This is a genomic window from Mesorhizobium sp. NZP2234 (genome assembly GCF_013170765.1).
In the GTDB taxonomy this organism is placed as follows: domain Bacteria; phylum Pseudomonadota; class Alphaproteobacteria; order Rhizobiales; family Rhizobiaceae; genus Mesorhizobium; species Mesorhizobium loti_D.
Map to the genome: position 1 here is coordinate 841,335 of NZ_CP033364.1, position 26,502 is coordinate 867,836.

23 protein-coding genes are annotated in these 26,502 nt (G+C 64.8%); 13 read left to right on the forward strand and 10 right to left on the reverse strand.

What is annotated here, in order from left to right; genetic code table 11:
• Positions 1 to 6: 6 nt before the first annotated feature.
• The gene (locus tag EB230_RS03950; RefSeq protein ID WP_172371446.1) at positions 7 to 2,262 is read right to left on the reverse strand and encodes a hypothetical protein; all 2,256 of its coding nucleotides are present in this window, start codon (positions 2,260 to 2,262) and stop codon (positions 7 to 9) included.
• Between the two features lie 213 nt (positions 2,263 to 2,475).
• On the opposite strand from EB230_RS03950, the gene dnaK reads away from it, so the two are divergent.
• The 9 genes from dnaK to EB230_RS03995 all read left to right on the forward strand — a co-directional run bounded on the left by dnaK (position 2,476) and on the right by EB230_RS03995 (position 9,992).
• Positions 2,476 to 4,392, forward strand: coding sequence for a molecular chaperone DnaK (dnaK, locus tag EB230_RS03955; RefSeq protein ID WP_056573851.1), 1,917 nt, complete (start codon positions 2,476 to 2,478; stop codon positions 4,390 to 4,392).
• Positions 4,393 to 4,615: 223 nt separating this feature from the next.
• The gene (gene dnaJ / locus EB230_RS03960) at positions 4,616 to 5,743 is read left to right on the forward strand and encodes a molecular chaperone DnaJ (protein ID WP_056573856.1); all 1,128 of its coding nucleotides are present in this window, start codon (positions 4,616 to 4,618) and stop codon (positions 5,741 to 5,743) included.
• Between the two features lie 149 nt (positions 5,744 to 5,892).
• The gene (pmtA, locus tag EB230_RS03965; protein WP_172371448.1) at positions 5,893 to 6,498 is read left to right on the forward strand and encodes a phospholipid N-methyltransferase PmtA; all 606 of its coding nucleotides are present in this window, start codon (positions 5,893 to 5,895) and stop codon (positions 6,496 to 6,498) included.
• Between the two features lie 168 nt (positions 6,499 to 6,666).
• Complete coding sequence (locus EB230_RS03970; RefSeq protein ID WP_172371450.1) at positions 6,667 to 7,263, forward strand: NADPH-dependent FMN reductase; 597 nt, start codon at positions 6,667 to 6,669, stop codon at positions 7,261 to 7,263.
• A gap of 11 nt (positions 7,264 to 7,274) precedes the next feature.
• The gene (pyrF, locus tag EB230_RS03975) at positions 7,275 to 7,988 is read left to right on the forward strand and encodes an orotidine-5'-phosphate decarboxylase (RefSeq protein WP_162258942.1); all 714 of its coding nucleotides are present in this window, start codon (positions 7,275 to 7,277) and stop codon (positions 7,986 to 7,988) included.
• A gap of 170 nt (positions 7,989 to 8,158) precedes the next feature.
• Positions 8,159 to 8,446: a DUF1330 domain-containing protein gene (locus EB230_RS03980; RefSeq protein WP_056573865.1), complete on the forward strand. Its 288-nt coding sequence runs from the start codon at positions 8,159 to 8,161 to the stop codon at positions 8,444 to 8,446.
• 304 nt (positions 8,447 to 8,750) lie between these two features.
• Entirely contained in the window at positions 8,751 to 9,071 is a 321-nt protein-coding gene (locus tag EB230_RS03985) for a helix-turn-helix domain-containing protein (RefSeq protein WP_056573871.1), read from the forward strand.
• Positions 9,068 to 9,532 carry an SRPBCC family protein gene (locus EB230_RS03990; protein WP_172371452.1) on the forward strand — a complete coding sequence of 155 codons (465 nt, stop codon included), beginning with the start codon at positions 9,068 to 9,070 and terminating at the stop codon, positions 9,530 to 9,532. The genes EB230_RS03985 and EB230_RS03990 overlap by 4 nt, the downstream gene beginning before the upstream one ends.
• Positions 9,533 to 9,575: 43 nt before the next feature.
• The gene (locus EB230_RS03995; protein ID WP_172371454.1) at positions 9,576 to 9,992 is read left to right on the forward strand and encodes a GFA family protein; all 417 of its coding nucleotides are present in this window, start codon (positions 9,576 to 9,578) and stop codon (positions 9,990 to 9,992) included.
• A gap of 8 nt (positions 9,993 to 10,000) precedes the next feature.
• On the opposite strand, the gene EB230_RS04000 is transcribed toward EB230_RS03995, so the two are convergent.
• From EB230_RS04000 to EB230_RS04035, 8 genes are all read right to left on the reverse strand, one after another.
• Positions 10,001 to 11,269, reverse strand: coding sequence for a low temperature requirement protein A (locus EB230_RS04000; protein WP_210261338.1), 1,269 nt, complete (start codon positions 11,267 to 11,269; stop codon positions 10,001 to 10,003).
• 115 nt (positions 11,270 to 11,384) lie between these two features.
• Positions 11,385 to 12,455, reverse strand: coding sequence for a D-alanine:D-lactate ligase-like protein (locus tag EB230_RS04005; protein ID WP_172371456.1), 1,071 nt, complete (start codon positions 12,453 to 12,455; stop codon positions 11,385 to 11,387).
• Between the two features lie 244 nt (positions 12,456 to 12,699).
• Positions 12,700 to 13,581 carry an SMP-30/gluconolactonase/LRE family protein gene (locus EB230_RS04010; protein ID WP_172374989.1) on the reverse strand — a complete coding sequence of 294 codons (882 nt, stop codon included), beginning with the start codon at positions 13,579 to 13,581 and terminating at the stop codon, positions 12,700 to 12,702.
• Positions 13,581 to 14,219, reverse strand: coding sequence for a 2-dehydro-3-deoxy-6-phosphogalactonate aldolase (locus tag EB230_RS04015; protein ID WP_172371458.1), 639 nt, complete (start codon positions 14,217 to 14,219; stop codon positions 13,581 to 13,583). The genes EB230_RS04010 and EB230_RS04015 overlap by 1 nt, the downstream gene beginning before the upstream one ends.
• Positions 14,216 to 15,169 carry a 2-dehydro-3-deoxygalactonokinase gene (locus EB230_RS04020; RefSeq protein ID WP_172371460.1) on the reverse strand — a complete coding sequence of 318 codons (954 nt, stop codon included), beginning with the start codon at positions 15,167 to 15,169 and terminating at the stop codon, positions 14,216 to 14,218. Before EB230_RS04020 ends, EB230_RS04015 begins: the two co-directional genes overlap by 4 nt.
• Positions 15,166 to 15,933 carry an SDR family oxidoreductase gene (locus EB230_RS04025; RefSeq protein WP_056573893.1) on the reverse strand — a complete coding sequence of 256 codons (768 nt, stop codon included), beginning with the start codon at positions 15,931 to 15,933 and terminating at the stop codon, positions 15,166 to 15,168. Before EB230_RS04025 ends, EB230_RS04020 begins: the two co-directional genes overlap by 4 nt.
• Positions 15,934 to 16,178: 245 nt before the next feature.
• Positions 16,179 to 17,528 carry an EAL domain-containing protein gene (locus tag EB230_RS04030; protein WP_172371462.1) on the reverse strand — a complete coding sequence of 450 codons (1,350 nt, stop codon included), beginning with the start codon at positions 17,526 to 17,528 and terminating at the stop codon, positions 16,179 to 16,181.
• 210 nt (positions 17,529 to 17,738) lie between these two features.
• Positions 17,739 to 19,532 carry a GtrA family protein gene (locus EB230_RS04035; RefSeq protein ID WP_172371464.1) on the reverse strand — a complete coding sequence of 598 codons (1,794 nt, stop codon included), beginning with the start codon at positions 19,530 to 19,532 and terminating at the stop codon, positions 17,739 to 17,741.
• Positions 19,533 to 19,696: 164 nt separating this feature from the next.
• Between EB230_RS04035 and EB230_RS04040 the strand changes: the two genes are divergently transcribed.
• From EB230_RS04040 to EB230_RS04055, 4 genes are all read left to right on the forward strand, one after another.
• Positions 19,697 to 20,701, forward strand: a complete 1,005-nt coding sequence (locus EB230_RS04040; protein ID WP_056573902.1) for a glycosyltransferase — start codon at positions 19,697 to 19,699, stop codon at positions 20,699 to 20,701.
• Between the two features lie 4 nt (positions 20,702 to 20,705).
• Entirely contained in the window at positions 20,706 to 21,080 is a 375-nt protein-coding gene (locus EB230_RS04045; RefSeq protein ID WP_172371466.1) for a GtrA family protein, read from the forward strand.
• A gap of 205 nt (positions 21,081 to 21,285) precedes the next feature.
• Complete coding sequence (gene gshB, locus EB230_RS04050; RefSeq protein ID WP_172371468.1) at positions 21,286 to 22,227, forward strand: glutathione synthase; 942 nt, start codon at positions 21,286 to 21,288, stop codon at positions 22,225 to 22,227.
• A 182-nt stretch (positions 22,228 to 22,409) separates the two neighbouring features.
• Complete coding sequence (locus EB230_RS04055) at positions 22,410 to 23,942, forward strand: YifB family Mg chelatase-like AAA ATPase (protein WP_056573911.1); 1,533 nt, start codon at positions 22,410 to 22,412, stop codon at positions 23,940 to 23,942.
• Positions 23,943 to 24,105: 163 nt separating this feature from the next.
• Here EB230_RS04055 and EB230_RS04060 read toward each other — a convergent pair whose 3' ends face one another.
• The gene (locus tag EB230_RS04060; RefSeq protein ID WP_172371470.1) at positions 24,106 to 26,277 is read right to left on the reverse strand and encodes a malate synthase G; all 2,172 of its coding nucleotides are present in this window, start codon (positions 26,275 to 26,277) and stop codon (positions 24,106 to 24,108) included.
• Between the last annotated feature and the right edge of the window lie 225 nt (positions 26,278 to 26,502).

The following is a 26,502-nucleotide window of genomic DNA, read 5'->3' on the forward strand; positions in this document are numbered from 1 at the left end:
CCCTCCTCAACGTTCGCAGCTGACGGCTGGGGTGCGGAGCGGCAAGGTCATCTTGCAGCAAGGGTAGTAGCCACCCTTGTCCTTGTCGGACTTCCTGTAGAAGCAAAGTCCAACGTCCACTCTGTCGCCCGGATAGTGACCGGTGATGTTGATCGTGTACGGCGTGCCGGGCGCATGCGACATGGGTGTGGTCACCCCGACGCCTGGCGTCCTGGACTTTGTCTCATTCGAAGGCTGGACCTTGATCGAATCGCCGCCGAAGCCGGCATGGTCATGGAGATAGAGATCGGCCTCGAGGCCCGAAGGCGTGCAGTAGTACCTGATATCTTCAACGTCGAGACACGGTGGCAGGTTGCCGGGCGGTGGGAAGTCCGGCGGGTAGAAGGGTGGCAGATAGCCGCCCGGGATTTCTTCATAATAGCCGGCGCGGCCATCGCAGGGGTGCCAGACGGCGACGTCGCCGACATGGCCTTCCACCTCGGGATCCTCGAAATAGCCGTCGAAATCGACGAACCAGGAGCCGAAGGGCGGCGCGTTGGCCGGCTTGACCAGATCCTTGGGCGTGATCTGCACGCCATGCACGGCGAGGGGGCCGCCGGCGGCGAGCTGTTCGGCGAGCGTCGGATTGTCGCGCAGCTTGTCGCCGGTGTTGACCAGCGTCTGCGTGCAGACCGAAGTGTCGAGATTGCCGTCGGCGTCATAGCCATATTGCAGGTCGAGGCCGCCGGCCGACTGCCTGAAACCTTGCGGGAAGCCGACCGCGTATTCCTGCGGCGCTTCCACCCAGACCGATTCCGTTGCCGGATCGTCCGGATTTTCCCTGAAGTAGCGGATGACCTCGCCCTTGCCGGAATCTGCGAAGCGGCTGTAGTCGTAGCGGTTCTCGATCGGGCCGCGCTGGGCGAGATACATGAAGCCGCTGTTGTCGAAGGCGATGTCGGTGACGGCATAGTCCTTGTCGGCCTTGACCGTCAGCTCCCAGCGCGGGTCGCCGGCAAAGGTGCCGTCTCGGGCGATGCCGACCGACCAGACCTCCGATTTTTCGCCGACCGAATAATAGAGACGGCCGCCATGATAGGAAACGGCCCAGACGCGGCGCTCGTCCTGGGTGTAGCCCCAGGTCTCGGGGTCCTCCGTGTCGAACGCCGCGCCCTGTATGTCCATCACCGCGCCGTCGTCGGCGATCGGAGCCAGGCCATGCGCCGGCCGCCCGGCGACGCCATGATCGAAGGTGTCGATCAGCCTGCCATTGGCGTCCATGCGATGGATCAGGCCGGTGTCGAGGTCGGAGGCGAAGAACTGGCGGTGGCTGGGATCGAATGTGATATTGCCGATGCCGGGACCGCTGTTGGTGTCGATGTCGGCGAATTTGGCGACCTGGCCGGTGATGCCGTCGATCCTCCAGATGGTGCCCGGCCCGCCACCATTTTCGGTACCGAACTGGCCATCCATGAAGGTCGCGCCTGCCGTTCCGCGGCGCTGCCGCTCCGGCCTGCCATCCTTGTCGGCGTCCGGCGTGACGATCTCGATGCCATGCAGCGAGGTGGCGGCGGCATAAAGGTTGGGAATGCCCGATGGCACCCCATCGCGCACGCCGTCATCATAGGTGAGGCCGAACACCTCGCCGATCTGGCCTGATGTCACCTCGAAAGGCGGCGGCGTGAAGACGAGCTGGCCCGATGCCGGTCCACCCAGGTGCGAAACGTCGAACACGCGCAAGGTGGCGCGCGTGGTGTCGATGAAGGTTTCGTCGACCGGATCGACGCCGGGGGGCAGGCCCTCGTCGAAATTGGGGATGACGGTGCCGGGAAAGCCGGTGACCGCCATCGAGCCTGGATAGATGATCTGGGTGTCCTGCGCCCGGGCGGCGCCGCCAAGCCAGAGGCCGGCGGTCAGGGCGAATGCAAGAACGCCGCCGGTCTTCTTGACCAGGCGGCGCAAACGGCTGACGCGAGAAGACACTGACAGGCCGTGATCGCAAGACATAGAACTCCCCCCGAAGTCTACGGGAGGAATATCCGGCTGTGCCGCGCAAATCAGGGCAGGGCGCGGCGGTCCGGCACGTTCATCCCTGATCGAATTGTCTGCTTTCCTCTTCATTACGATACGCCTGCTCTTACCTAGGGTCAACGGAAGCAGCGGGAAGCCCAGCGCGTCGACACCGTCCCGAAGGCGGCGGTCGCGCCGAGTTCCTGTTGTTCCGGGAGACCGTGGAGCCTCTCGGTTGCTGGTCATGGGGACTTCCTTTCCGGGCCGCACCATGCGGCACCTGGACGTCAGTCGCGGGCGGAGGTGGAAAGGTTCATGAAAGCCTTGCGCAGAATGCTTGCGCCCGATGCTGCCTGTTCTTATATACGCGCCAAGCCGTCCGACGCCGGGGACACCGGTTGCCGAACGGGATTTCTTGTGAACAGGGGCTTTCGTCGGAACGCCTTCACGGGTCCTGAAAGCCTGCTTAGCGGAGAGACTAGAAAAATGGCAAAAGTAATCGGTATCGATCTCGGCACCACAAATTCCTGCATCGCCATCATGGATGGCAAGGAACCGAAGGTGATCGAGAATGCGGAAGGCGCACGCACGACGCCTTCCATCGTCGCCATCTCTGGCGACGGCGAACGTCTGGTCGGCCAGCCGGCCAAGCGTCAGGCGGTCACCAATCCTGAAAATACCATCTTCGCGGTCAAGCGCCTGATCGGCCGCCGCTATGACGATCCGGTGACGGAGAAGGACAAGAAGCTTGTCCCCTACAAGATCGTCAAGGGCGACAATGGCGATGCCTGGGTCGAGGCCGGCGGCAAGAAGCAGTCGCCCTCGCAGATCTCGGCCATGATCCTGCAGAAGATGAAGGAGACGGCGGAAGCCTATCTCGGCGAGAAGGTCGAGAAGGCGGTCATCACCGTTCCGGCCTACTTCAACGACGCCCAGCGCCAGGCGACCAAGGATGCCGGCAAGATCGCCGGCCTCGAAGTGCTGCGCATCATCAACGAGCCGACGGCGGCAGCGCTTGCCTACGGCCTCGACAAGAAGGACGGCAAGACCATTGCCGTTTATGACCTTGGCGGCGGCACGTTCGACATTTCGGTGCTGGAAATCGGCGACGGCGTGTTCGAGGTGAAGTCGACCAATGGCGACACTTTCCTCGGCGGCGAGGATTTCGACATGCGCCTGGTCGAGTACCTGGCGGCCGAGTTCAAGAAGGAACAAGGCATCGATCTGAAGAACGACAAGCTGGCCCTGCAGCGCCTCAAGGAGGCGGCTGAAAAGGCCAAGATCGAGCTGTCTTCGACAACGCAGACCGAAATCAACCTGCCCTTCATCACCGCCGACGCGACGGGGCCGAAGCATCTGACGCTGAAGCTGACGCGCGCCAAGTTCGAAAGCCTGGTCGAGGATCTCGTCCAGCGCACCATCGAGCCCTGCAAGGCGGCGCTCAAGGATGCCGGCCTGAAGGCCGGCGAGATCGACGAAGTGGTCCTGGTCGGCGGCATGACCCGCATGCCCAAGATCCAGGAGATCGTGAAGCAGTTCTTTGGCAAGGAGCCCCACAAGGGCGTCAACCCGGATGAGGTCGTCGCACTCGGCGCCGCCATCCAGGCCGGCGTGCTGCAGGGCGACGTCAAGGACGTGCTGCTGCTCGACGTGACGCCGCTGTCGCTTGGCATCGAGACGCTGGGTGGCGTGTTCACACGGCTGATCGAGCGCAACACGACGATCCCGACCAAGAAGAGCCAGGTGTTCTCGACCGCCGAGGATTCGCAGTCGGCGGTGACCATCCGGGTCTTCCAGGGCGAGCGTGAAATGGCGGCCGACAACAAGGCGCTTGGCCAGTTCGACCTGGTCGGCATTCCGCCGGCGCCGCGCGGCGTGCCGCAGATCGAGGTCACCTTCGACATCGACGCCAACGGCATCGTCAATGTTTCGGCCAAGGACAAGGGCACCGGCAAGGAGCACCAGATCCGCATCCAGGCTTCTGGCGGCCTTTCGGACGCCGACATCGAGAAGATGGTCAAGGACGCCGAGGCCAATGCCGAGACGGACAAGAAGCGTCGCGCCGTGGTCGAGGCCCGTAACCAGGCCGAGGCGCTGGTGCACTCTTCCGAGAAGTCGCTGAAGGAATATGGCGACAAGGTCTCGGAAGCCGAACGCACGGCGATATCGGATGCGATCGCGGCGCTGAAGACCGCGGCCGAGGGCGACGACGCGGCCGACATCGAGGCCAAGAGCCAGGCACTTGCCGAAGCTTCGATGAAGCTTGGCCAGGCCATGTACGAGGCCTCGCAGAAGGAAGCGGCGGAAGCCGACGCCAAGGCGGATGCCGCCAAGGACTCCGACGTGGTCGATGCCGATTTCGAGGAAATCGACGAGGACGACGACAAGAAGAAGTCGGCCTGAGCCGCCCGACGGCAAAATAAAGCGGAAAGCCCGGCGTAAAGCCGGGCTTTTTTGCAACCCTTGCCGAAAAAGTGCGGGGCCTTGCCGAAAAAACGACAGAAAAGCCCGGACAGGCGCACGCCAGCACTGGCATCCGGGCGGCACCAATCCTAAATCGAGACGACGTGCCGGCAAACGACGCAACAATGCATCAAGACGTTGAGCATCCGGACAGCGGGAAAAAATGAAAGCTGATTTCTACGAAACGCTGGGCGTGCAAAAGGGCGCCGACGAGAAGGAGCTCAAGAGCGCTTTCCGCAAGCTCGCCATGCAGTTCCATCCCGACCGCAACCCCGGCGATCATTCCTGCGAGCACAAGTTCAAGGAAATCAACGAAGCCTACGAGACGCTGAAGGACCCGCAGAAGCGCGCGGCCTATGACCGCTTCGGTCACGCCGCCTTCGAGCAGGGCATGAATGGCGGCGCGCAAGGCTTTGGCGCCGGCGGCTTCGCCGACATCTTCGAGGATATTTTCGGCGACATGATGGGCGGGCGTCAGCGCCGCTCGTCGGGTGGCCGCGAGCGCGGCGCCGACCTGCGCTACAACATGGAAATCTCGCTGGAAGAGGCCTTCGCGGGAAAAACCGCGCAGATTCGCGTGCCGGCCTCGATCTCCTGCTCCGAATGCTCCGGCAGCGGCGCCAAGCCCGGCACCCAGCCTGTCACCTGCTCGATGTGCCACGGCCACGGCAAGGTGCGCGCCACGCAAGGCTTTTTCTCGATCGAGCGCACCTGCCCGCAATGCCAGGGCCGCGGCCAGACCATCAAGGATCCATGCCCGAAATGCGCCGGCCAGGGCCGCGTCACCGAGGAGCGCTCGCTGTCGGTCAACATCCCGGCCGGCATCGAGGACGGCACCCGCATCCGCCTGGCCAATGAGGGCGAGGCCGGCCTGCGCGGCGGGCCTTCGGGCGACCTCTACATTTTCCTGGCGGTGAAGCCGCACGAATTCTTCCAGCGCGATGGCGCCGATCTCTACTGCAAGGTGCCGATCTCGATGACGACGGCAGCCCTTGGCGGCTCGTTCGAGGTGACGACGCTGGACGGCAGCCAGACCAAGGTGAAGGTGCCCGAAGGCACCCAGAACGGGCGCCAGTTCCGGCTCAAGGGCAAGGGCATGCCGGTGTTGCGCCAGCCCAATGTCGGGGATCTCTATATCCAGACCGCGGTCGAGACGCCGCAGAATCTTACCCGCCGCCAGCGCGAGTTGCTGGAGGAATTCGAACAGCTCTCCTCGCAGGAGAATTCGCCCCAATCGAGCGGGTTTTTCGCCCGCATGAAGGATTTCTTCGAATCCTTCGGCGAGCGTTGATCGAGCAGGAATGGCGCGTGGTCGGATGAAACGCGCCGAATCCCGAGGCGCGACGAAATCTATCTTATCCACGACATCGGCATGGCCGTGCCTTGCCTTGCGTCAACCAGGTGTTAAGTAGCTTGCGGGGAGCGTTGAGGAGAGCTTGCATGACACGTGGTCACGGACTGCGGAAGGCGCTAGCCGAGAAGTTCGACGACGAACTCAAATTCTTCAAGGGCTGGATCGACAAACCCAAGACGGTCGGCTCGATCGTTCCGACCAGTTCGGTCACGGCGCGCAAGATGGCCTCGATCGTCAATCCCAGGTCCGGCCTGCCGGTGCTCGAGGTCGGCCCCGGAACCGGTGTCATCACTCGCGCCATCCTCGCCCAGGGCGTGCGGCCCGAAAACCTCTACGCGGTCGAATACAACACCGATTTCGTCCGCCACCTGCGTCGCCTCTATCCCGGCGTCAACGTCATCGAGGGCGATGCCTTCAACCTCAACGCCACGCTTGGCGAGCGGAGCGGGATGGTCTTCGATTCCGTCGTGTCCGGCGTGCCGTTGCTCAACTTCCCGGTCGCCCAGCGTATCGCCTATATAGAGAGCCTGCTTGACCGTATCCCGGCTGGCCGGCCTATCGTGCAGCTGACCTATGGCCCGATGTCGCCGATCCCGGCCGGACGTGGCGACTATACGGTCAAGCATTTCGATTTCATCATCCGCAACATCCCGCCGACGCAGCTGTGGATCTATCGCAGGGAAGCGCATTAGTTCCTCTGCGGTGCAGAATTCTGCTCCGCTGCGCTCCACGGCCAAGGTCACGGCATGGATCCCAGGGTCTCCGCGACGGAACTTCGCTCCTGCTTCGTCCAGGGATGACGAAGTTGGCGTTGATTTGATCGAACCTTGGCTGTACCTGTCCGGGAGCAAGGATGGCCAATGGCAGTGATCCCGAGAATCCTCGTCTTCGCCGGGTCGAACCGGACGGGCGCCTATAGCGGCAGGACCGCCGACGTGGCGCAGAAGGAACTTGCGGTGCAGGGCGCCGAGGTGACCCGCATTTCGCTCGCAGACTATCCCCTGCCGATCCTCGACGAGGACCTTGAGAAGGAAAAGGGCGTTCCGGAAAACGCCGTCAAGCTCGGCCGCCTGATCGCCGCGCATGACGGGCTGCTGATCGCCACGCCGGAATACAATGGCTCGATCCCGCCGCTGCTGAAGAACACGATCGATTGGGTTAGCCGCGTGCGCCGCGATGGCGGCCGGCCGGTCAGGCCGCTTGCCGGCAAGGTGGCCGCCCTCTGCTCCTCCTCCAACGGGCACTTCGCCGGCATCCGCTGCATCAACCATCTGCGCGCCGTGCTGGTGCGCTGCCAGATGGAGGTGGTGACGCCGGAATGCTCGGTGCCCGACGGCGACGACGCCTTCGCGGAAGGCGGCAATTTTCGTGACGAGAGACTGCACAAATCGATGGAGCATCTATGCCGCACGCTGATCGAAACCTTGCGCATGCTGTCCACGCGGATCGAGGCGTGATCTCCGCAACCATGCAGACCCAGCCCATGCAGGCGAAATCCATGCAGGAAAGACTGATCGTCGGTCTCGACGTGCCGACCGTGAGGGAAGCCGAGCAGGCGGTGCGCGAACTCGACGGCGTCGTCTCCTTCTACAAGATCGGCTATCAGCTGGCCTTCGCCGGCGGACTGGACTTCGCCAGGGAACTGGCCAGTGGCGGCACCAGGATCTTCCTCGACATGAAGCTGCTCGACATCGACCACACGGTGGCCAAGGGCGTCGAGAACATCGTCAAGATGGGCATGACCATGCTGACCATCCACGCCTATCCGAAGGCAATGCGCGCGGCGGTGGAGGCGGCACGCGGCAGCGACCTTTGCCTGCTCGCCGTCAGCGTGCTGACCTCGATGGACGAGCAGGACATGATCGATGTCGGCTATGAATATGATCCGCACACGCTGGTGCTAAGGCGTTCGGAACAGGCGCTGCACGCCGGCATGGGCGGCATCGTCTGCTCGGCCGCCGAAGCCGAAGCCGTGCGCCGCATCGTCGGACCCGACATGGCGGTGGTGACGCCCGGCATCCGGCCGGCGGGCAGCGACCATGGCGACCAGAAACGCGTGGTGACGCCGGCGCAGGCGATCCGCAACGGTGCCAGCCACCTTGTCGTGGCTCGGCCGATCGTCGCGGCGGCCAACCGACGCGAGGCGGCCGAAGCCATTCTGGAAGAAATGCGCTCTGCCTGAGGGCCAGTTCCAAACTCCGCCCCGGCGGCGGCGTTTTCCGCGCTTCCGATGCTCCGCCGCTTTGGGTACGCTGCGCTTGTCCCCCTGCGGTGACCCAAGAACCACGAGCCGTCGCGGGGCGATTCTTAAGACCAATCCTCGCTTGACGGACAGAAACTCGGAGAAAAAGCATGCCCAAGGGATATTGGATCGCCCGCGTCGATGTGCGCGATGCCGAAGGCTACAAGGACTACGTCGCCGCTTCAAAGCTGGCCTTCGACCGGTTCGGCGCCAAATTCCTGGCGCGCGGCGGCGCGCATGAAAAGGCCGAAGGGCCAGGGCGCGGACGCAACGTGATCATCGAATTCGAATCGCTCGCGGTCGCGCATGACTGCTATCACTCACCCGAATACCAGCGCGCTGTCGCCATCCGCCAGAAGGTCGCCGACGGCGAGATCGTGCTGGTCGAAGGCATCTGAGACCCCATTTCGGTAGAGTGGGAGCTGGGAATGATCCCGGCGAAGTCGTGAAGGCGCGCCCCGTGCTTGGCCCAAGGGCGCAGCACCCACTCCGAAGCCCACATCATCCGTAATGTTGTCAGCCAGCCGTGCGGCCTGGCCGACGACCCGCCACAGCCGTTGGCCGGCAACGGGACAACGCTAGCCATCCAGCAATCGAGGTCAGAGCCCGATAGCTTCGTCGAGCAGGGCGAGGCGGTAACGATTGACGATTGACATGCAGGTATTTGCCTGCATATTATGACCCCACAACAGATTGAGACCGATGGACGCCGACAAGGTTTTCAAAGCGCTGGGCGACCCGACACGCAGAAGGCTGCTTGACCTTCTCTGCGAGAAGAACGGGCAGACGCTCGGCCAGCTTTGCGAACATCTGGACATGGCAAGGCAATCCGCCACCCAGCACATCGACCTCCTGGAGGCGGCCAATCTGGTGAGCACGGTCAAGCGCGGCCGCGAGAAGCTGCACTTCATCAACCCGGTGCCGCTGCACGAAGTCTACGAGCGCTGGGTGCGAAAGTTCGAACGGCAGCGGCTCAGCCTGCTGCACGACCTGAAGCAAGAACTCGAAGGAGAGGGCCAATGACCCGAGAGACGACCAGTTTTGTCTACGTGACCTATATCCGCTCGACGCCGCAAAAGGTGTTCGAGGCCATAACCAGGCCAGACATCGCACGGCGCTACTGGGGTCACGAAAACGTCTCCGACTGGAAGGCGGGATCGAAATGGGAACATATCCGCGCCAATGACGAGCGCACCGTCGAACTGGTCGGCAAGGTCGTCGAAATCGAACCGCCGACCCGTCTGGTGATGACCTGGGCGAACGCCTCGCAGGCCGACGACCCGTCCAAATACAGCCGGGTGACGTTCGGCATCGAGGAATACGACACCATGGTGCGGCTGACCGTCACCCATGACGAACTCGAAGCCGGCAGCGGCATGGCGAAAGGCGTCAGCCAGGGCTGGCCGGCCGTGCTGTCCAGCATGAAATCCTTCCTCGAAACCGGCAGCGGCATCGACCTTTTCGCCAAGCCGAAATCGGCCTGACATGCCGGGATATCGTGCGGAACCAGGCCAGCGGAGAACGACAATGACCAAGCGCTATCGAGGCGGCTGCGCGTGCGGCGCGATCCGCTATGAGACCCGCGGCGAGCCGATCTTCCAGAACCATTGCCAATGCCGCGATTGCCAGAGGCGCGCCGGCACTGGCCACGGATCCTATCTGACCTTCGGCCAGCGCGCCGATATGGCGATTACCGGCGACGCGAGCACCTGGCGGGTGGCCGCTGACAGCGGCAACGAAAAGATCCACGCCTTCTGCCCGACCTGCGGAACACCGGTCTATCTGACATATGTCGCCATGCCGGAGCTGATCACGGTTTCCGCGGCCAGCCTCGACGACCCCAGCGATTTCAAGCCGCAGGCCGTCACCTACACGATCCGCGGCCATGGCTGGGATATTCTCGATCCTTCCTTGCAGGCATTCGAGCGAATGCCTGCGGGATAGCCGGTGTACTAAGTCACCGCCGAATGCTCGTCGCTGGCCAGTGCTTCCGCCTGGTGGCGATGCCCGAGCGTTTCGTAGCCGACGACGGTGACGGCCGGCGCCAGCATCAGGATGACGAGGCAGACCGCCATATCGACACCGGCAAGCGCGGCGAGGATGGCAAGCGCCACGACCGCCGCCGTCGCGACCAGCAGCCAGATGTGGAACGGGTCGAAGCGCCTGACGAGATAGGTGTAGAGCGCATAGATCGCCGCCAGGAAGACACTGACGGGAATCGCGGTGGCAAGCAGCGTCGCAAGCGGGCCGACATGCGCCTTGTGCTCGATGAAGTAGGCCGCGACATGCAGGCCGGCGCCGGTCGCGACGATGGCGGTGACGATCAGCATCTGGCCATAGCCCCAGACGAAAGCGCGGTTGCGGTGGGCGTGCAATATCGGCGCTGAGGGCAGCATGTAATAGACCCACCACATGCCGAAGGTGAGCCCGGTGCCGGCGATGCAGACCAGGGCCGCGTCCAGGGACCAGCCCTGTTCCTCGACCACGGCCGACAGGCTCGCGAGCGTGCCGACAACCCCTTCCCCCAGCGCGATGATGGCGAACAGGCTGTAACGCTCGGCCATGTGGTGCGCATGCCACGGCGTGCCGCCATCCCTGCGTTCGGCGACCACCGGCCCCGCCAGCTCGATGAGGCCGAGGATGATGGCCAGTATGATGCTGGTGCCGGCCGGGAAATCGACGACGATCTGCACCACCCAGCCGATCTGGGCAACCGCGATTGCCTTGGCATAGGTAAGGCAGGCGCGGCGCCGGGCGGGATCCTGTCTCGCGGCGCGCAGCCACTGGAAGATCATGGCCACCCGCATGATCACATAGCCAAGCACCATCACCGAATTGTCGAGATGCTCGCCGTGCTCGATGGAAGCGAACATGCGTGGCAGGCCGACGGCCAGCACCAGCACGCCGATCATCTGCACCATGGTGACGAGGCGGAAAACCCAGTCGTCGGTGTCATAGGCCGAGGAGAACCAGGAGAAATTGATCCAGGCCCAGCAGATGGCGAAGCTGGCGAAAGCAAAGCCGAGCAAGGCCGAGGTGTAATGGCCTTCCGCCAGTGCGTGGGCCAGCTGCGAGGAGGCAAAGCTGAACGCCGTGACGAAGGTCAGATCGAACAGAAGTTCGAGCGGGGTGGCGACACGATGCCCTTCATGCGGATCGCGCCCGGTCATGCGCCTGATGTGATGGTGCAGGGTTTCAGGGACGACAGGCGTGGTGTTCATCGCGCGGCCTTGGCAGGAGTAAGTTGTCAAGCCGACACTAAGGGCAGAGCGGGATGCGTCAAGGCATGCGGCCCGAGCCGCACGCCGCCAAGTTCGGCGGTTTCGGCAGTGCCGTCTATAGACGTTTCTGGCCGATCAGCCGGCTCGCCGCGGTTTCGGCCATGGCGTCGGCAAGCTCCAGACCCCACTGCTGGCGGCAATAGGCGCGGAAATCGAAGCAGGGCAGGCCGGGGCAGACCTCGAATTCGATCAGATGAACCGTGTCGTCCGCCTCGACGCGCAGGTCGACGGAAAACACGTCGCGCAGGCCAAGCCCGCTGATCAGCCGCCCGGCGATCGCACGAATCCTGGCATCGGCGGCGGGTTGAAGGTCGGCGACGGCAACCAGTTCCGGCTCGGCATAGAGTCCCGCCGCCTTCGCGGCCTCGCCGGTTTCACCGTAGAGCGCCAGACTGTCGGCCATGGTCTGGAAATCGCCGCCCGAATCGACAAAGGCAATGCCGAGCGCTTCGGTGCCGGCTTCCGGCGTCAGCCCGAGGAAGCTGGCGCGCACGTTGCGGCCGGCGACATAGGGCTGGACGACGACGTCGTCACGATAGGCGGCAAAGACGCGCCGGCTAAGCTCCAGCGCGTGACCGAGATCCGCCGCACGCGAATCCGGCCAGATGCCGATCTTGGCGCCGAGCCGGTTTGGCTTGACGAACCAGCCGGCGGCGGAAGCCGGGGGCTCGACCAGCCATTTGCCATTCCGGGCAAGGCCGGCCTGCGGCACCGGCAGGCCGAGCGCGCCGAGCACTGCGCCAGAGCGGAACTTGTCCTGGCAGAGCGCGAACAGCGAATCGTCGGCGCCGACGGTCCTCAATCCCTTGAGCCTGGCCAGCGCGGGAGCGGCGCCGCCACGGAAATAGGCGACGCCGTCGGACAGCGTCCAGATCAGCGTGTTCTCCGCATCCCCGCCGTCAAGCGCCTGGGCGGCATCGTCGAGTGCCACCGGCGTAAAGGTGAGACCGCGTGCCTCGCAGGCGGCGGCAAGGGCACCGAATTCAGGGGCAAGATCCGTCGATTGTGCCAGGTAGGACGAGATTTCGGCGGCGCGCTGCGGTGGGTGGCCGTCGGAGATCAATCGGTCGAAGCAGGCCTTTTCCGGCTCGTAGACAAGGATCAGCTTTGGCTTGTGGCTCGACATCGATGAACGGTTCCTGGAGCATGGTGCCGAAAAGCGCGGAGCGGTTTTCGGACGACATAATGCTCTATCTCTTCGATTTGGAGACGGCTTCAGATTTCAGGTCGAATCGACCTGAAATCATCCGGCTCCGGCGGTGCGATCGCCTACCATCGCACGGCGGACGCAAACGGCTTTCGGGAAACCGACGCAGGCCAGACGCCTGCGTGACAGCGCCGCCGGGAGCGGCGCCGATCGCTCAGTTGGTTCAGGCTATCAGCACGCGCGGTTCGAACCGGCCATTGACGGGAATGTCGAGCAGGAAAGTCATGCCGCCTTGCAGGTCGAGGAGGCGCTGCTTCTCATTCTTGCCCGACCAGGCCGACGTGACCGCCAGACGATCGGCGTTCTTGCCGACGAAGGCCGGACAGGACGGCTGTGTCACCGGCATGGCGACCGTGCGCACGAGCTTGCCGTCGGGGCCATAGGCCTCGATGACACTCCCGCCCCAGACGGCATTCCACAGGATGCCGTCGCGGTCGAGCACCGAACCGTCGATAAAGCCCTTGGCGGAACGGTGATCGACGAAAATCTTCGGCTCGCCCGCCGGCAGGCCGGTCGCCGGGTCACAGGCGACACGCATCAGCAATCCGGTCGATGTGTCGGTATAATACGCAAGCGCGCCGTCGGCGGAAAAGCAGATCGAATTGGAGACAGTGATATCCGAAAACAGGCGGCGCAGTTCGCCCCTGAAGAACCAGTAGATCGAACCGGCGCCCTTTTCCTCGCCCTTGCCCATCGTGCCAGTCCACAGCGCACCGCAGGGATGGACGCGCGAATCGTTGGAGCGGGTGAGCGGATTGTCGGCCTCGATCGGCGTGTGCAGCGTCAGCTTGCCGGTCGCGGCGTCGCGGACAAAAAGCCCCGTCTCGGTGGCGATCAGCTGCCGCTTGTCGTCGATGATGGCGATGGCGCTCGCCATCTGGCCGAGATCATGGACCTTGGTCGCGCCGCCCGACAGCTGCTTCTCCAGAAGCTGGCCGTTGACGATGTCGAACCAGAACAGCGCGTCGGTGGCGGGATCGTAGCTCGGTCCTTCGCCGAGCTGGCAGACATGGTCGGAAAAAACGGAAACGATCGCTTCAATCATCATGCGTCTCCGAACACCGCATCCCAGGCCGCGACGGCGGCGTGCGCACGCACCGCCACATCGTCGACGCTCATGCCGGGCTTGAACAGGCTGGAGCCGAGGCCGAAGACCGTGACCCCGACCGCCTTGTAGCCGGCAAAATCCTTCTCCGAAACGCCGCCGACCGCGCCGACCAGGGTCTGTGCCGGCAGCACCGCCCGGATCGCCGAAATGCCGCCTGCCCCGAGCACGCTCGCCGGAAAGAATTTCAGGGCCGAAGCGCCGAGCCGGATCGCCTGGAAAGCCTCGGTGGGCGTGAACACGCCGGGCATCGTCACCATGCCATAGTGCGTGGCACGCGCCATCACCTCGGCATCGATGTTGGGACTGACCAGGAGCCGCCCGCCGGCCTTGTGCAGGCCGTCGACATCGGCCGCCGTCAGAACCGTGCCGGCGCCGACCAGGGCCGACTTCGGCAGCACTTGGACAATCCTGGCGATCGACGAGAATGGCTGGGGCGAGTTGAGCGGCACTTCAATCGCCTCGATGCCGGCGTCGAACAGCGCCTGCCCCATGGCAATCGCCTCAGTCGGCTTCAGGCCGCGCAGGATGGCGACCAGCCCGCGCTTGAGCTTCGGAAAGGCTGCGGTCTCGGTCATGCCAAGGCTCCGGTTCTGGCGATCATGCCGTTCTCGCGCGCGGCCTCGACAAGGCCGGCACGCACCGCTTCATCCGCATCGACCGTGCGGAAGGCAAGTCCTGCAAGGTCAAGCGCGGCCGAATAGAGCGATGCGAGCGCGCCGGACGCGATCAGCACGACCGGCGCGTCGCCGGCGCCGTAGCGGCGCTTCGCCGAGGCGATCTCGCCGCCGATCAAAAGCCCGGACAGGCAGGCCGACGCATCCTGCGACCGCAGGTCCTGCAGGAGCCCGGCGGCACGGATGGCGAACAGCTTGGAGGTGACGTCGCCGCCCTCGCCAAGCGCGCGTTCGCACCATTGCCGGAAGAATGGGTTGTCCACGGCCACCGGAGCCGGATGCTCGCCCAGCGAATGCTTGAGGATCGAATGCTCCGCCAGTACCGAGAACAATTCGCCCGTCGGCCAGGTGCCGAAGCCGGCGACCGCGCCCTCCTCGACCACCACCCATTTCGAGTGCGTGCCCGGCATGCAGGCGAGATGCCGCCCCTTTGCCGGCAAACCAGCCCCGGCAAGCTGCGTTTCCTCGCCGCGCATGACATCCGGCGCGTCGGCCAGGCGCTGGGCAAGGCCTGGCACGATGCGGATGTCGCGGCGCCCGTCCTCGATGCGGGCCGCACCGCGCAGGATGGCGCCGATCGGCGCCGGCACGGACACATAGGGCGCCTCGATCCAGCCCTGGCGGGAGCCGGCCATGCCGCAGATGATGACGGGCAATTTTTCCGGCGCCCCCATGGCGCCAAGGTGACCCTCGAGGACGTTGGAGAACCCCTTTTCGCGCGCCGTGATCAGGCCGTCATCGCCGCGACGCTCCGCGAGCACCTTGCCGCTGCCGTCGATGAGCCATGCCCGAAGCCGGGTCGTGCCCCAGTCGAGCGCCGCGACCGCGGGAGCGTTGCTGGGTGGGCTCACAGGAAGCCTCCATCGACGATCAGCATTTGCGCCGTCAGCATGCGCGACGCGTCCGAGGCCAGGAACAGCACCGTGCCGACCATGTCGTCCGGACGCATGACGTCCTTGATGCATTGCTTGGCGACATGGGCGGCAAGCGCCCCTTCGGTCACCCAGCGTTCCTGCTGGCGTTCGGTGATCACCCACCCGGGCGCGACGGCGTTGACCCGGATGCGGTCGGGTCCGAGCTTGCCGGCCAGGCCCTTTGTCAAACCGAGGATGCCCGCCTTGGCGGCGGTGTAGGCCGGCATGTCGGGGTGGTTGATGAGGTAGGATGTCGAGGTGAAATTGATGATCGAGCCGCCGCCGGCCCGCTTCATGCCCGGCGCCACCGCCTGCGCGGTGAAGAAATGCGGCCGCAGATTGATCGCCTGGTTGTTGTCCCAGAACTCCACCGTCACGTCCTCGATGGCATGGCGCTCGTCCCACGCGGCATTGTTGATGAGCACCGTGACATCGCCATGCGCCTCGGCCGCCCTGGCCGCCGAGGCCCGCAGCGCCTCGATGTCGCGCAGATCGGTCTTGAGGTAGAGCGGCCGCCGGCCGAACTCCTTCTCGATGCGGTCGGCAAGCAGCGTGCTCGGGCCGTCGGCGATGTCGATGAAGGCGACGTTGGCGCCCTGGCGCACAAACCCCTCGGTCAGGGCCGCGCCGATCCCGGACCCGCCGCCGGTGATCAGCACCGAGGCTCCCTTGAGGTCGGCAAAATCCGCCGATGGCATCATGTCTTTTCTCTCCTCGCACATGACCCCGAAAATCGGATCGATTTTCGGAAAGGCTCATGTGCAAACCAAAACTGCTGCAGCGTCCTTTACGCGTGCTGAAGGACGCGTGGCGCTGCAGCCCAACCGGCGCGCATCCTAGCCACGCAAGTCGCGCGGGCAAGGGCGAAAAGCTGGATTTGCGCGCTTATGTCAGACAAAACGACATGCGCCGCATGTCGCGATGGCCGGCAGAACAGGGATCCCGGTCAGATCGCCTTGGCGCGCAAGGCACCACGGAAGGAATCGCGGAGATAGCCGAGCGTGGCGTCGGCATCGACCGGCCGGCCGAACAGATAGCCCTGCCCGCCGGCGCAGCCGAACTGGACCAGGCGGTCGGCCTGCGCTTCTTCTTCGATGCCTTCGGCGACCACATCCATGCCCAGCCCCTCGCACATGGCCAGAATGGCGCGGATGATGTGTTCGGACGGGCGGTCATCGAGAATGGAGGAGACGAAGGCGCGGTCGATCTTGAGCTTGTCGAAATGGAATTCGCGCAGGCGCCCAAGCGAGGACTGGCCGGTGCCGAAATCGTCGAGCGAGACGCGGATGCCGACGCGGCGCAGATCGTCGACGATCTGTGCCGCCGAGGCCGGATCGTTCATCAGGCCGGTCTCGGTGATCTCGATCTCCAGCCGGCGCGGGTCGAAACCGGTGCGGTCGAGGATCGCCAGTATGTGCAGGCCGGTGTTCTGGTCGACGAGCTGCGAGGGCGAAAGGTTGAAGGACAGGAACAGGTCATTCGGCCAGCTCCTGGCCGCCTCGGTCGCCTTGCGCAGCACCAGCTGCGACAACGGGCCGATGATGCCGCGTTCCTCGGCGATGGGAATGAAGACCGTCGGCGGCACCGCGCCGAGGTCGCGATCGGTCCAGCGCGCCAGCGTCTCGAAGCCGATCGTGCGACGCGTGGTGAGATCGACGATCGGCTGGAAATGCGGCTCAACCTCGCCGGCCGAGACGGCACGGCGAAGCGCCTGCTCGATACGGGTGACGCGCTTGGCCGCCTCTTCCATCTCGCGCGTGTAGACGACGACCCGGCCACGGCCAGAGCGCTTGGCGTGGTAGAGCGCCGTTTCGGCCTTGTTGATGAGGATCTCGGTGGTCTCGTCGCCGGAATAGAACAGCGAGCAGCCGACCGAGGCCGACAGCCTGGCCGTGCGTTCGCCGACATCATAGGGCGCCGACAGGATTTCGATCAGCATGCGGGATTTTTCCGCCGCCGCCTCCTCCGAGAACACCAGCGGATAGAGGAAGGCGAATTCGTCGGCGCCGATGCGGCAGACCGTCGAGTGGTTGTCCATCGAGGCGCGCAGCCGCATGGCGACCTGGATCAGGATGTCGTCGCCGGCCTTGTGGCCGAACAGGTCGTTGATCGGCTTGAAGCCGTCAAGGTCGAGAATGCCGACGGTGAACGGCGCGGGATCGTCGGCGCGGTCGCTGATCAGGCGATCGACCTTGTCGAAGAAACGGCGATGATTGCCAAGCCCGGTCAACGGATCGGTGAAGGTCAGATCCGTGCTCTCCCTGTTTGCCTGACCGGTGCCAAACGGAGTTTGCATCGGTGTCCCTGTTTTTGACGTCGGAATTTATTTCCGAGACTGGCAGCAAACCCTTTAGGAAACGTATCCTGAAAACCAATTTTTCGCAGCCGGCGCATGATCCCGGAAAATGGATGTGGGGTTCACCGGCCATCTTGCCCAGACAGACAGCCGGATGCCTTCGGGAGGCCGGCCGCAGAGAGCATCAGGCCTTTGTTTTCACGCGGATTTTCAGCCGCTTGACTTGACGCGGTAGAGTTCAAGTGGCGTGCCACGGGTTCCCGCCGCCGGCTCCAGCCAGTCCGGTACGTTGCCGCGCATCAGCCCGGCCAGGAAACCGTCCGGCGCCTTGGCCGCGAACAGCCGGCTTTCCGTGTTGCCGCGGCAGAGCGCGACAAGGCCGACATGGTGGCTTTCGACGATGGCTTTCGCGTCGGCGGCCGAGCCCAGCAAGGCATCGAACACGAGCAGGTTTCCCGCGACGTTGCGATGGTAGGGACCGGCGAAAACGCGGTGACCGGTGAAGGCGAGGATCGGCGAGCCAAGATTGGAGATGGCAAGGACCGTGGTGGGCGTCATCGCGCCGAGTGCCGCGAACGAGGCCTTGCTGTTGCAGGGCGCATCGATGCTGGCGTCGCTGGCAGGCGCACCGGTCTCGAAGGCGCGCGATGCGGCTTGAGCGGCGCCCGACCAGATCGCATTGACCGAGATCAACCAGGCGGCGGCCATCCTGAGCATCGAGCCGCCGGACGGGCTGATCTCGGCCTGCTGCCGCCATTTGGCGATCCAGGCCGAAAGCGGGATCACCGCGAAGGCAATGGAGAAGGTCGAGCCGCGGACTTCCCAGGCGCTGACCAGGACCGCAACGATCAGCAGCGCGCCGACGAGGCTGTCCTGCCGCCGCCAGCCGCCATGGCCGAGGCGAAGCGCCATCAGCACAATCGCCACCAGGGGCGTGGCAAAACGCGCCACCACCCTGGCCGGGTCGTCGGAGACAAGCTGGACGATCGACTGCGCCTCCTCGATATGGCCGAGCCACATCTGCTGCAGGCGCGGGTCGAGATGGGCATAGGGCGCCGCCAGGCATTGCGGGAACAGGAGCACCACGACCAGAGCGAGCGTGAGGGCAAGCAGGCCGAGCGAGGTCAGGCGGCGGGCAGCCGTTGCATTGGCGGCCCTCAAGGAGGCAATCGCTGCCAAACCGGCTCCGGCAAGCCCGGTGACCGCGAATTGCACGACCGAGAATGTGTCGCACTGGGCCTGGCTCCAGGATGAAGCCGGGACGGTGGCGACGAAGACAAGGGCCGAGACGCCGGCGACGCCGAGGCCGAAATCCCTGGCGATCAGCCTTTCGGCATCACCCGCGGCGAGAAACAGCAGCGCGACGACGGCGCCGAGGGCTCCGGCATAGGGAGCGCTTTCCATGCCGATGGCCAAGGTCAATGTCGCGCAGATGCCCGCGACAAAGGCTGCCGGTCGGCGCGTGGGTGCCTCAAGCAGCTGGGCAAGGCTCGCCAGGGTCAGCACCAGCTGGACATTGTGATGATCGAGCGCGCCGGGAGAAAAAATACCGACGTAGTACAGGGCCGCGCCACCTACGACGGCGGCGGGCAGCACGGCGTGTGCCCCGGCGAAAGCGCGCGCCGCGCGGATGATGAAGAACATCGCGAGAAAGAATTGCAGGGAAGGCCAGACTATCTGCACGATCTGTTCGGCCAGGGCGGTGCTGCCGGTCAGGGCCGAAACAGCGAGGATCGCAAGCGCCAGCGGTGCGTCGAGCAGCCGCGACCAATGCATGACGAAGCCGCCTTCCAGCCCCATCCTGTACTGGTGCAGGTCGAACCAGCCCTGGCCGGCCAGCAGATCGCGGACTTCGACCAGTTGCAGCAGGCTGTCATTGTCACCCGCCGGATTGGCCAGCTGCGGGAACCCGGCACACGCATTGAGGCCCAGCAGCAGCAAGGCGGCGAGCAGCGCGAACGCGATATCGGACTTCCCCGCGGAAGTTCCCCTTGCTGTGCCCATCCCGATCGCCCTTGGCGGGAATGCCGGGCCTTTCCAGGCCAATCGACACTCATGAAGTCGGTCTTAAACCTAGCCTTAACGGCTTCAATAAATAGTAAAACCGCCTGGATGAGGCCGGTTTCCGGCGCGCGGCCGTGTGGTCGACAAGGCATTCGGAGACGAAAATGCCGCAAGACCACGAACCTTTCATCGCCGTGCTCCTGCCTTGCTACAATGAGGAGCCGACCATCGCCGAGGTGGTGCGGCGGTTCCGCGAAACGCTGCCGGCCGCCACCGTCTATGTCTATGACAACAATTCGAAGGACCTGACTGCCCTGCGCGCCCGAGCGGCCGGTGCCATCGTCGTGCGCGAGCCTCGCCAGGGCAAGGGCAATGTGGTGCGCCGCATGTTCGCCGACATCGATGCCGATATCTATCTGATGGCCGACGGCGACGGCACCTATGCGCCCGAGGACGCGCCACAGCTGATCAACACGCTGCTGACCGAACGTTCCGACATGGTGGTGGGCACAAGGCGCGGCGTCGCCGACGACGCCGGACGGGCCGGCCATGCTTTCGGCAACCGCGCCTTCAACGCGCTCTACAAATGGCTGTTCGGCAGCGATTTCACCGACATCTTCTCCGGCTACCGTGTCTTCACCAGGCGCTTCGTCAAGAGCTTTCCAGCCGTCTCCGGCGGCTTCGAGATCGAGACCGAAATGTCGGTGCACGCCTCGCAGCTCAAATTGCCGGTCAGCGAAATCGCGCTCGACTACGGCCGCCGGCCGGTCGGGTCGTCGTCGAAACTGTCGACCTTTGGCGACGGCGCCAGGATCCTGTGGATGTTCGCCATGCTGATGAAGGAGACGCAGCCGCTGCGCTTCTTCGGCGCCTTTTCGCTGTTCTTCCTGGCCTCGAGCCTGTTGCTGATGGCGCCGGTGCTGGTCGAGTTCGCCGAAACCGGCCTTGTCCCGCGCATACCGACCTGGGTGCTGTCGGTCGGTTTGCTGCTCCTGTCGATGCTTGCGGCGGTGACCGGGCTGATCCTTGATTCGGTGTCGCGCGGGCGGGCCGAACAGAAGCGCATCTTCTATCTTTCCATGCCTTCGGGCCGTGCCGAGCGTCGCACCGGCGCGATCGCGCCCGCCGCGGCAAAGGTCGCGCCGGGCAAGACACCCCGGGCAGCCTGAGGCGGTGAGCCGCCTCGTCCGCTTCGTTTTTGCCGGCGGAATCGGTTTCGCCGCCGACGCGGCGACACTCTGGCTGCTGCTCACCTTCACGCCGCTCGGGCCCTTCGCCGCCCGCTTGCTGTCGATAGGCTTTGCGCTCTGCGTCACCTGGCGGATCAACCGGCACCTGACCTTCGCGCCCTCGCGGCGCGGCATGGCGCGAGAAGGCGCCCGCTATGGCGGCGTCGGCATCGCCACCAGCATCGTCAACTACCTCGTCTATTCCGCGATCCTGCTTGCGCTGCCGGCAGCGCCGCCGCTTGCCGCCCTCGCCACCGCCTCGCTGGCCGCCATGGCGCTGTCCTTCCTCGGCTATTCCAGGCTGGTCTTCGACCGTTGATGCATGTCGCCCGAAAGTGGCTCCCGTTTGGGACAACGACATGCATGAAACCAGGAGCTAAAGCACGCCGCAAGGATGCGCTTTAGATCGCTGGCCCGATTGGCAGAAGGCGCCGCGACCCTTATATCGCTCTCGACTTAAAGTGTTGGAGCGTACTTGTGCATCCAGGGGGAGCACGCCGCTCCAATCGCGCTGGGGACCCGCCATGAAGTTGAAAATCGCCGTCCAGATGGACCATATCTCCGCCGTGTCTATCGCCGGCGACACGTCTTTCGCACTGTCACTGGAAGCGCAGCGGCGCGGCCACCAATTGTTCCACTATACGCCCGACCGGATGTCGCTGCGCGACGGCAAGGTGTTTGCCCGCATCGAGGAGATGCAGGTGCGCGACGAGAAGGGCAATCACTACGCGCTGGGCGAAAAAGTGCGCACCGATCTCTCCGAAATGGACGTCATCCTGCTGCGCCAGGATCCGCCCTTCGACATGAACTACATCACGACCACGCATATCCTCGAGCGCATCCACCCGAAGACGCTGGTCGTCAACGACCCGGCCTGGGTGCGCAACAGCCCGGAAAAGATCTTCGTCACCGAGTTTGCCGACCTGATGCCGGACACGCTGATCACCAAGGATCCGCTGGAGGTCGCCGCCTTCCGCAAGGAGTTCGGCGACATCATCGTCAAGCCGCTCTACGGCAATGGCGGCGCCGGCATCTTCCATCTGCTGGAGGCCGACCGCAACCTCGCCTCGCTGCTCGAGATGTTCGGCCAGCTGTTCCGCGAGCCTTATATCGTGCAGCGCTACCTGAAGGAGGTGCGCAAGGGCGACAAGCGCATCATACTGATAGACGGCGAGCCTGTCGGTGCCATCAACCGGGTTCCGGCCGAGCACGATTCCCGCTCCAACATGCATGTCGGCGGACGCGCCGAGAAAACCGAACTGACGGAACGCGAGCGCGAGATATGCGCCCGCATCGGGCCGTCGCTCCGGGAACGCGGCTTCATCCTGGTCGGCATCGACGTCATCGGCGACTACATGACCGAGATCAACGTGACGTCGCCGACCGGCGTGCGCGAGGTGCGGCGTTTCGGCGGCGCCGACATTGCCAGCCTGTTCTGGGATGCGGTCGAGGACAAGCGGAAGTAAGCGTTTTCACTTTGTCTTAACCATGTTCCGCTTTTGCAACCGAGCGCAATTCGGTTGCAACCCCAGCGATTGCCTGTTCCCGTAATGTTCTTGATTTGACCGGAAAACTGTGATTGTCTCGCCAAGGGCCATTCCTGGCCTGATCGCAGGGGCTGGGGCCAGCCCGCATCCGGGGTGGGAAAATGGTGGCGCGGGTTCGCACGGTCGCTTTCCAGGGCATCGAGGCCGTGCCGGTCGACGTGCAGGTGATGATCGCGCCCGGCAAGGTCGGCATGCAGATCGTCGGCCTGCCCGACAAGGCGGTGGCCGAAAGCCGCGAGCGGGTGCAGGCCGCGCTTCATGCGTCGGGCCTGTCGATGCCTTCGAAGAAGGTGACGGTCAACCTGGCGCCCGCCGACCTGCCCAAGGAAGGCAGCCACTATGATCTGCCGATCGCGCTTGGCCTGATGGCAGCCCTTGGCGCCATTCCGGGCGACATGCTGGCCGGCTATGTCGTGCTCGGCGAACTCTCGCTCGACGGCACGATTGCCGCCGTCGCCGGTGCCTTGCCGGCGGCGATCGGCGCCAATGCCGAAGGCAAGGGCCTGATCTGCCCGTTCGCCTGCGGGCCGGAAGCGGCGTGGGCCGGCAAGGACTTCGACATTTTGGCGCCGCGCAGCCTGATCGCCATCGCCAACCATTTCCGTGGCACGCAGGTGCTGTCGCGCCCCGAGGCCGGCATCCACGCCCCGGCGCGCGACCTGCCCGACCTCGCCGACATCAAGGGCCAGGAGACAGCCAAGCGGGCGCTGGAAGTGGCGGCCGCTGGCGGCCACAATCTCTTGATGGTCGGCCCTCCAGGCTCGGGCAAATCGATGCTGGCGCAGCGGCTGCCGTCGATCCTGCCGCCGCTGGCGCCGAAGGAATTGCTGGAAGTCTCGATGATCGCCTCGGTGGCGGGCGAGCTCGGCGAAGGCAAGCTGACCGACCGGCGGCCGTTCCGCGCCCCACATCACTCGGCCTCGATGGCGGCGATGGTCGGCGGCGGATTGCGCGCGCGGCCGGGCGAAGTGTCGCTGGCGCATCACGGCGTGCTGTTCCTCGACGAGTTCCCCGAATTCACGCCGCAGACCCTCGATGCGCTGCGCCAGCCGCTGGAGACCGGCGACTGCATGATCGCGCGCGCCAACCACCGCGTCACCTATCCGGCGCGCATCCAGCTGGTGGCGGCGATGAACCCGTGCCGCTGCGGCATGGCCGGCGAGCCGGGCTATCGCTGCCTGCGCGGCGAGCGCTGCCGTACCGACTACCAGGCGCGCATTTCCGGTCCGCTGCTCGACCGCATCGATCTCAGGATCGAAGTTCCCGCGGTCTCGGCCAGCGACCTGATAAGGCCCGACAGGGCGGAGAAGAGTGCGGCGGTGGCGATGCGCGTGGCACGCGCCCGCACCTTGCAACGCGAGCGTTTCGAGCGGCTCGGCGTGACCAGCGCCACCACCAACGCGCATTGCGCGCCGGCCGTCATCGAAGACATCGCCATGCCCGACGCCGCCGGCCTCTCGCTGCTCAAGGACGCCAGCGAAAAACTCGCCTTTTCGGCGCGCGCCTACCACCGCGTGCTGAAAGTGGCGCGCACGCTGGCCGACCTCGACGCCAGCGAGACCGTCGGCCGCATCCATCTCGCCGAGGCGATCTCCTATCGCATGAGCTCGGAGCGTGTAGCGCAGGCGGCGTAGGTGTCCGGCGTCGGCGTGTCCTGAGCAACCAGCCCGGCCGTCCAGCAAGATTTCAGGCGAGGAGGACCGTTCCGGCTCGCAATCTGACCTCTATCAAGTGAGAGGAGGCCGCCGGCGCTTCCGCCCAGCCTCGGTCTGCGCGGATCTCTTCTGGACCTTTTGTTCAGGCCGTCGCTTTCGCCTTCAGCTCCAACCTCCGAGCATGCAGCACCGGCTCGGTGTAGCCATTCGGCTGGCTCGTTCCCTTGAACACCAGGTCGCAGGCGGCTTGGAAGGCGATCGAGGTGTCAAAATCCGGCGCCATCGGCCGGTACAGCGGATCGCCGACATTCTGGCGGTCGACGATGGCCGCCATGCGCTGCAGGGAATCGCGCACCTGGATTTCCGAACACACCTTGTGGCGCAGCCAGTTGGCGATGTGCTGCGAGGAGATGCGCAGCGTGGCGCGGTCTTCCATCAGGCCGACATCGTTGATGTCGGGCACTTTGGAGCAGCCGACGCCCTGGTCGATCCAGCGCACGACATAGCCCAGAATGCCTTGCGCGTTGTTGTCGAGTTCGCGCTGGATCTCGTCGGGCGTCCAGTTCGGCCGCACCGCCACCGGCACGGAAAGGATATCGTCGAGTTTCGCCCTCGGGCGGCTCTTCAGCGCCGCCTGCACGGCATGCACGTCGACCTTGTGGTAGTGGGTCGCATGCAGTGTCGCCGCCGTCGGCGACGGCACCCAGGCGGTGTTGGCGCCGGCCCTGGGATGGGCGATCTTCTGTTCCAGCATGGCCGCCATCAGGTCCGGCATCGCCCACATGCCCTTGCCGATCTGGGCGTGGCCGGCCAGCCCGCATTCGAGCCCGATGTCGACATTCCAGGCCTCGTAGGCGGAAATCCAGGCGGCCTGCTTCATGTCGCCCTTGCGGATCATCGGGCCGGCTTCCATCGAGGTGTGGATCTCGTCGCCGGTGCGGTCGAGGAAGCCGGTGTTGATGAACACCACGCGGTCTTTTGCCGAGCGGATCGCTTCCTTGAGGTTGACGGTGGTGCGCCGTTCCTCGTCCATGATGCCCATCTTGATGGTGTTTCTCGCCATGCCGAGCAGCGCTTCGACTCGGTCGAAGATCTCGACGGCGAAGGCGACCTCTTCCGGCCCGTGCATCTTGGGCTTCACGACGTACATCGAGCCGGCGCGGGAGTTGGCGCGCCGCCCCTTCAATCCGACATCGTGCAGCGCGATCAGCGCCGTCAGCGCCGCGTCCATGATGCCTTCCGGCACCTCGTTGCCGTCGCGGTCCAGGATCGCTGGATTGGTCATCAGGTGACCGACATTCCTGACCAGCATCAGCGAGCGGCCGGGCACGGTGAGCTGGCCGCCGGCGGGCGCGGTGTAGGCACGGTCGGGATTGAGCTTGCGGACAAAGCTCTTGCCGGCCTTGGTGATCTCCTCGGCGAGATCGCCCTTCATCAGGCCGAGCCAGTTGCGGTAGACCACGACCTTGTCCTCGGCATCCACCGCCGCGACCGAATCCTCGCAGTCCTGGATGGTGGTCAGCGCCGATTCCAGGATGACGTCGGCGATGCCCGCCGGATCGGTGCGGCCGATCTGGTTGGCGCGGTCGATGACGATCTCGATGTGAAGCCCGTTTTTCACCAGCAGCACGGCATCCGGATTGGCGGCATCGCCGCGATAGCCGACGAATTGTTTGGGATCGGCCAGCGTGGTGCCACCGGCTCCGGCGCCGAGCTTCAGCGCGCCATTGGCCACCGACAGCCCGTTGACACCCGCCCATTTACCCGAGGTGAGCGGCACCGACTGGTCGAGAAAATCCTTGGCCCAGGCGATGACCCTGGCGCCGCGCGCCGGATTGAAGCCCTTGCCTTTTTCCGCGCCGCCCGTCTCGGGAATGGCATCGGTGCCGTAGAGCGCGTCGTAGAGCGAGCCCCAGCGCGCATTGGCGGCATTGAGCGCATAGCGCGCATTCATCACCGGAACGACCAGCTGCGGCCCGGCGACATCAGCGATTTCCGGGTCGACATTCTCCGTCGACACGCTGAAGGCCGGTCCCTCCGGGAGGAGATAGCCGATCTCCTTCAGGAAGGTCTTGTAGACGTCCATGTCGACGGGCGCGCCATTGTCACGGTACCAGCCGTCGAGCTTTTCCTGCATGGCGTCGCGTTTTGCCAGAAGCGACCGGTTCTTCGGCGCGAGATCGTGGACGATGGCCGAAAAGCCGTTCCAGAACGCATCGGCGACGATGCCGGTGCCGGGCAAGACCTCGCCAGCCACAAAGTCATGCAGCTCGCGGGCAATCCGCAATCCGGCGATCTCGACGCGATCGGTCATCAGGCTACTCCAGATGAAAGGCTTTGCGGGGCGTTTGGCATGTTGAGTTTGCCGGGTCAATTCAGCTTAGGGTGAAGGTGGCGTATTTAGGCAAGTTGGCGGAGCGCCGATCTCCCCCCTTTGAGGGGGAGATGGCCGGCAGGCCAGAGGGGGTCGCCCGACATAAGGTGCTGGCCTGTTCTGTTCAAAGCAGGAGGTCGCGTCCCATCGAACCGACCCCCTCTG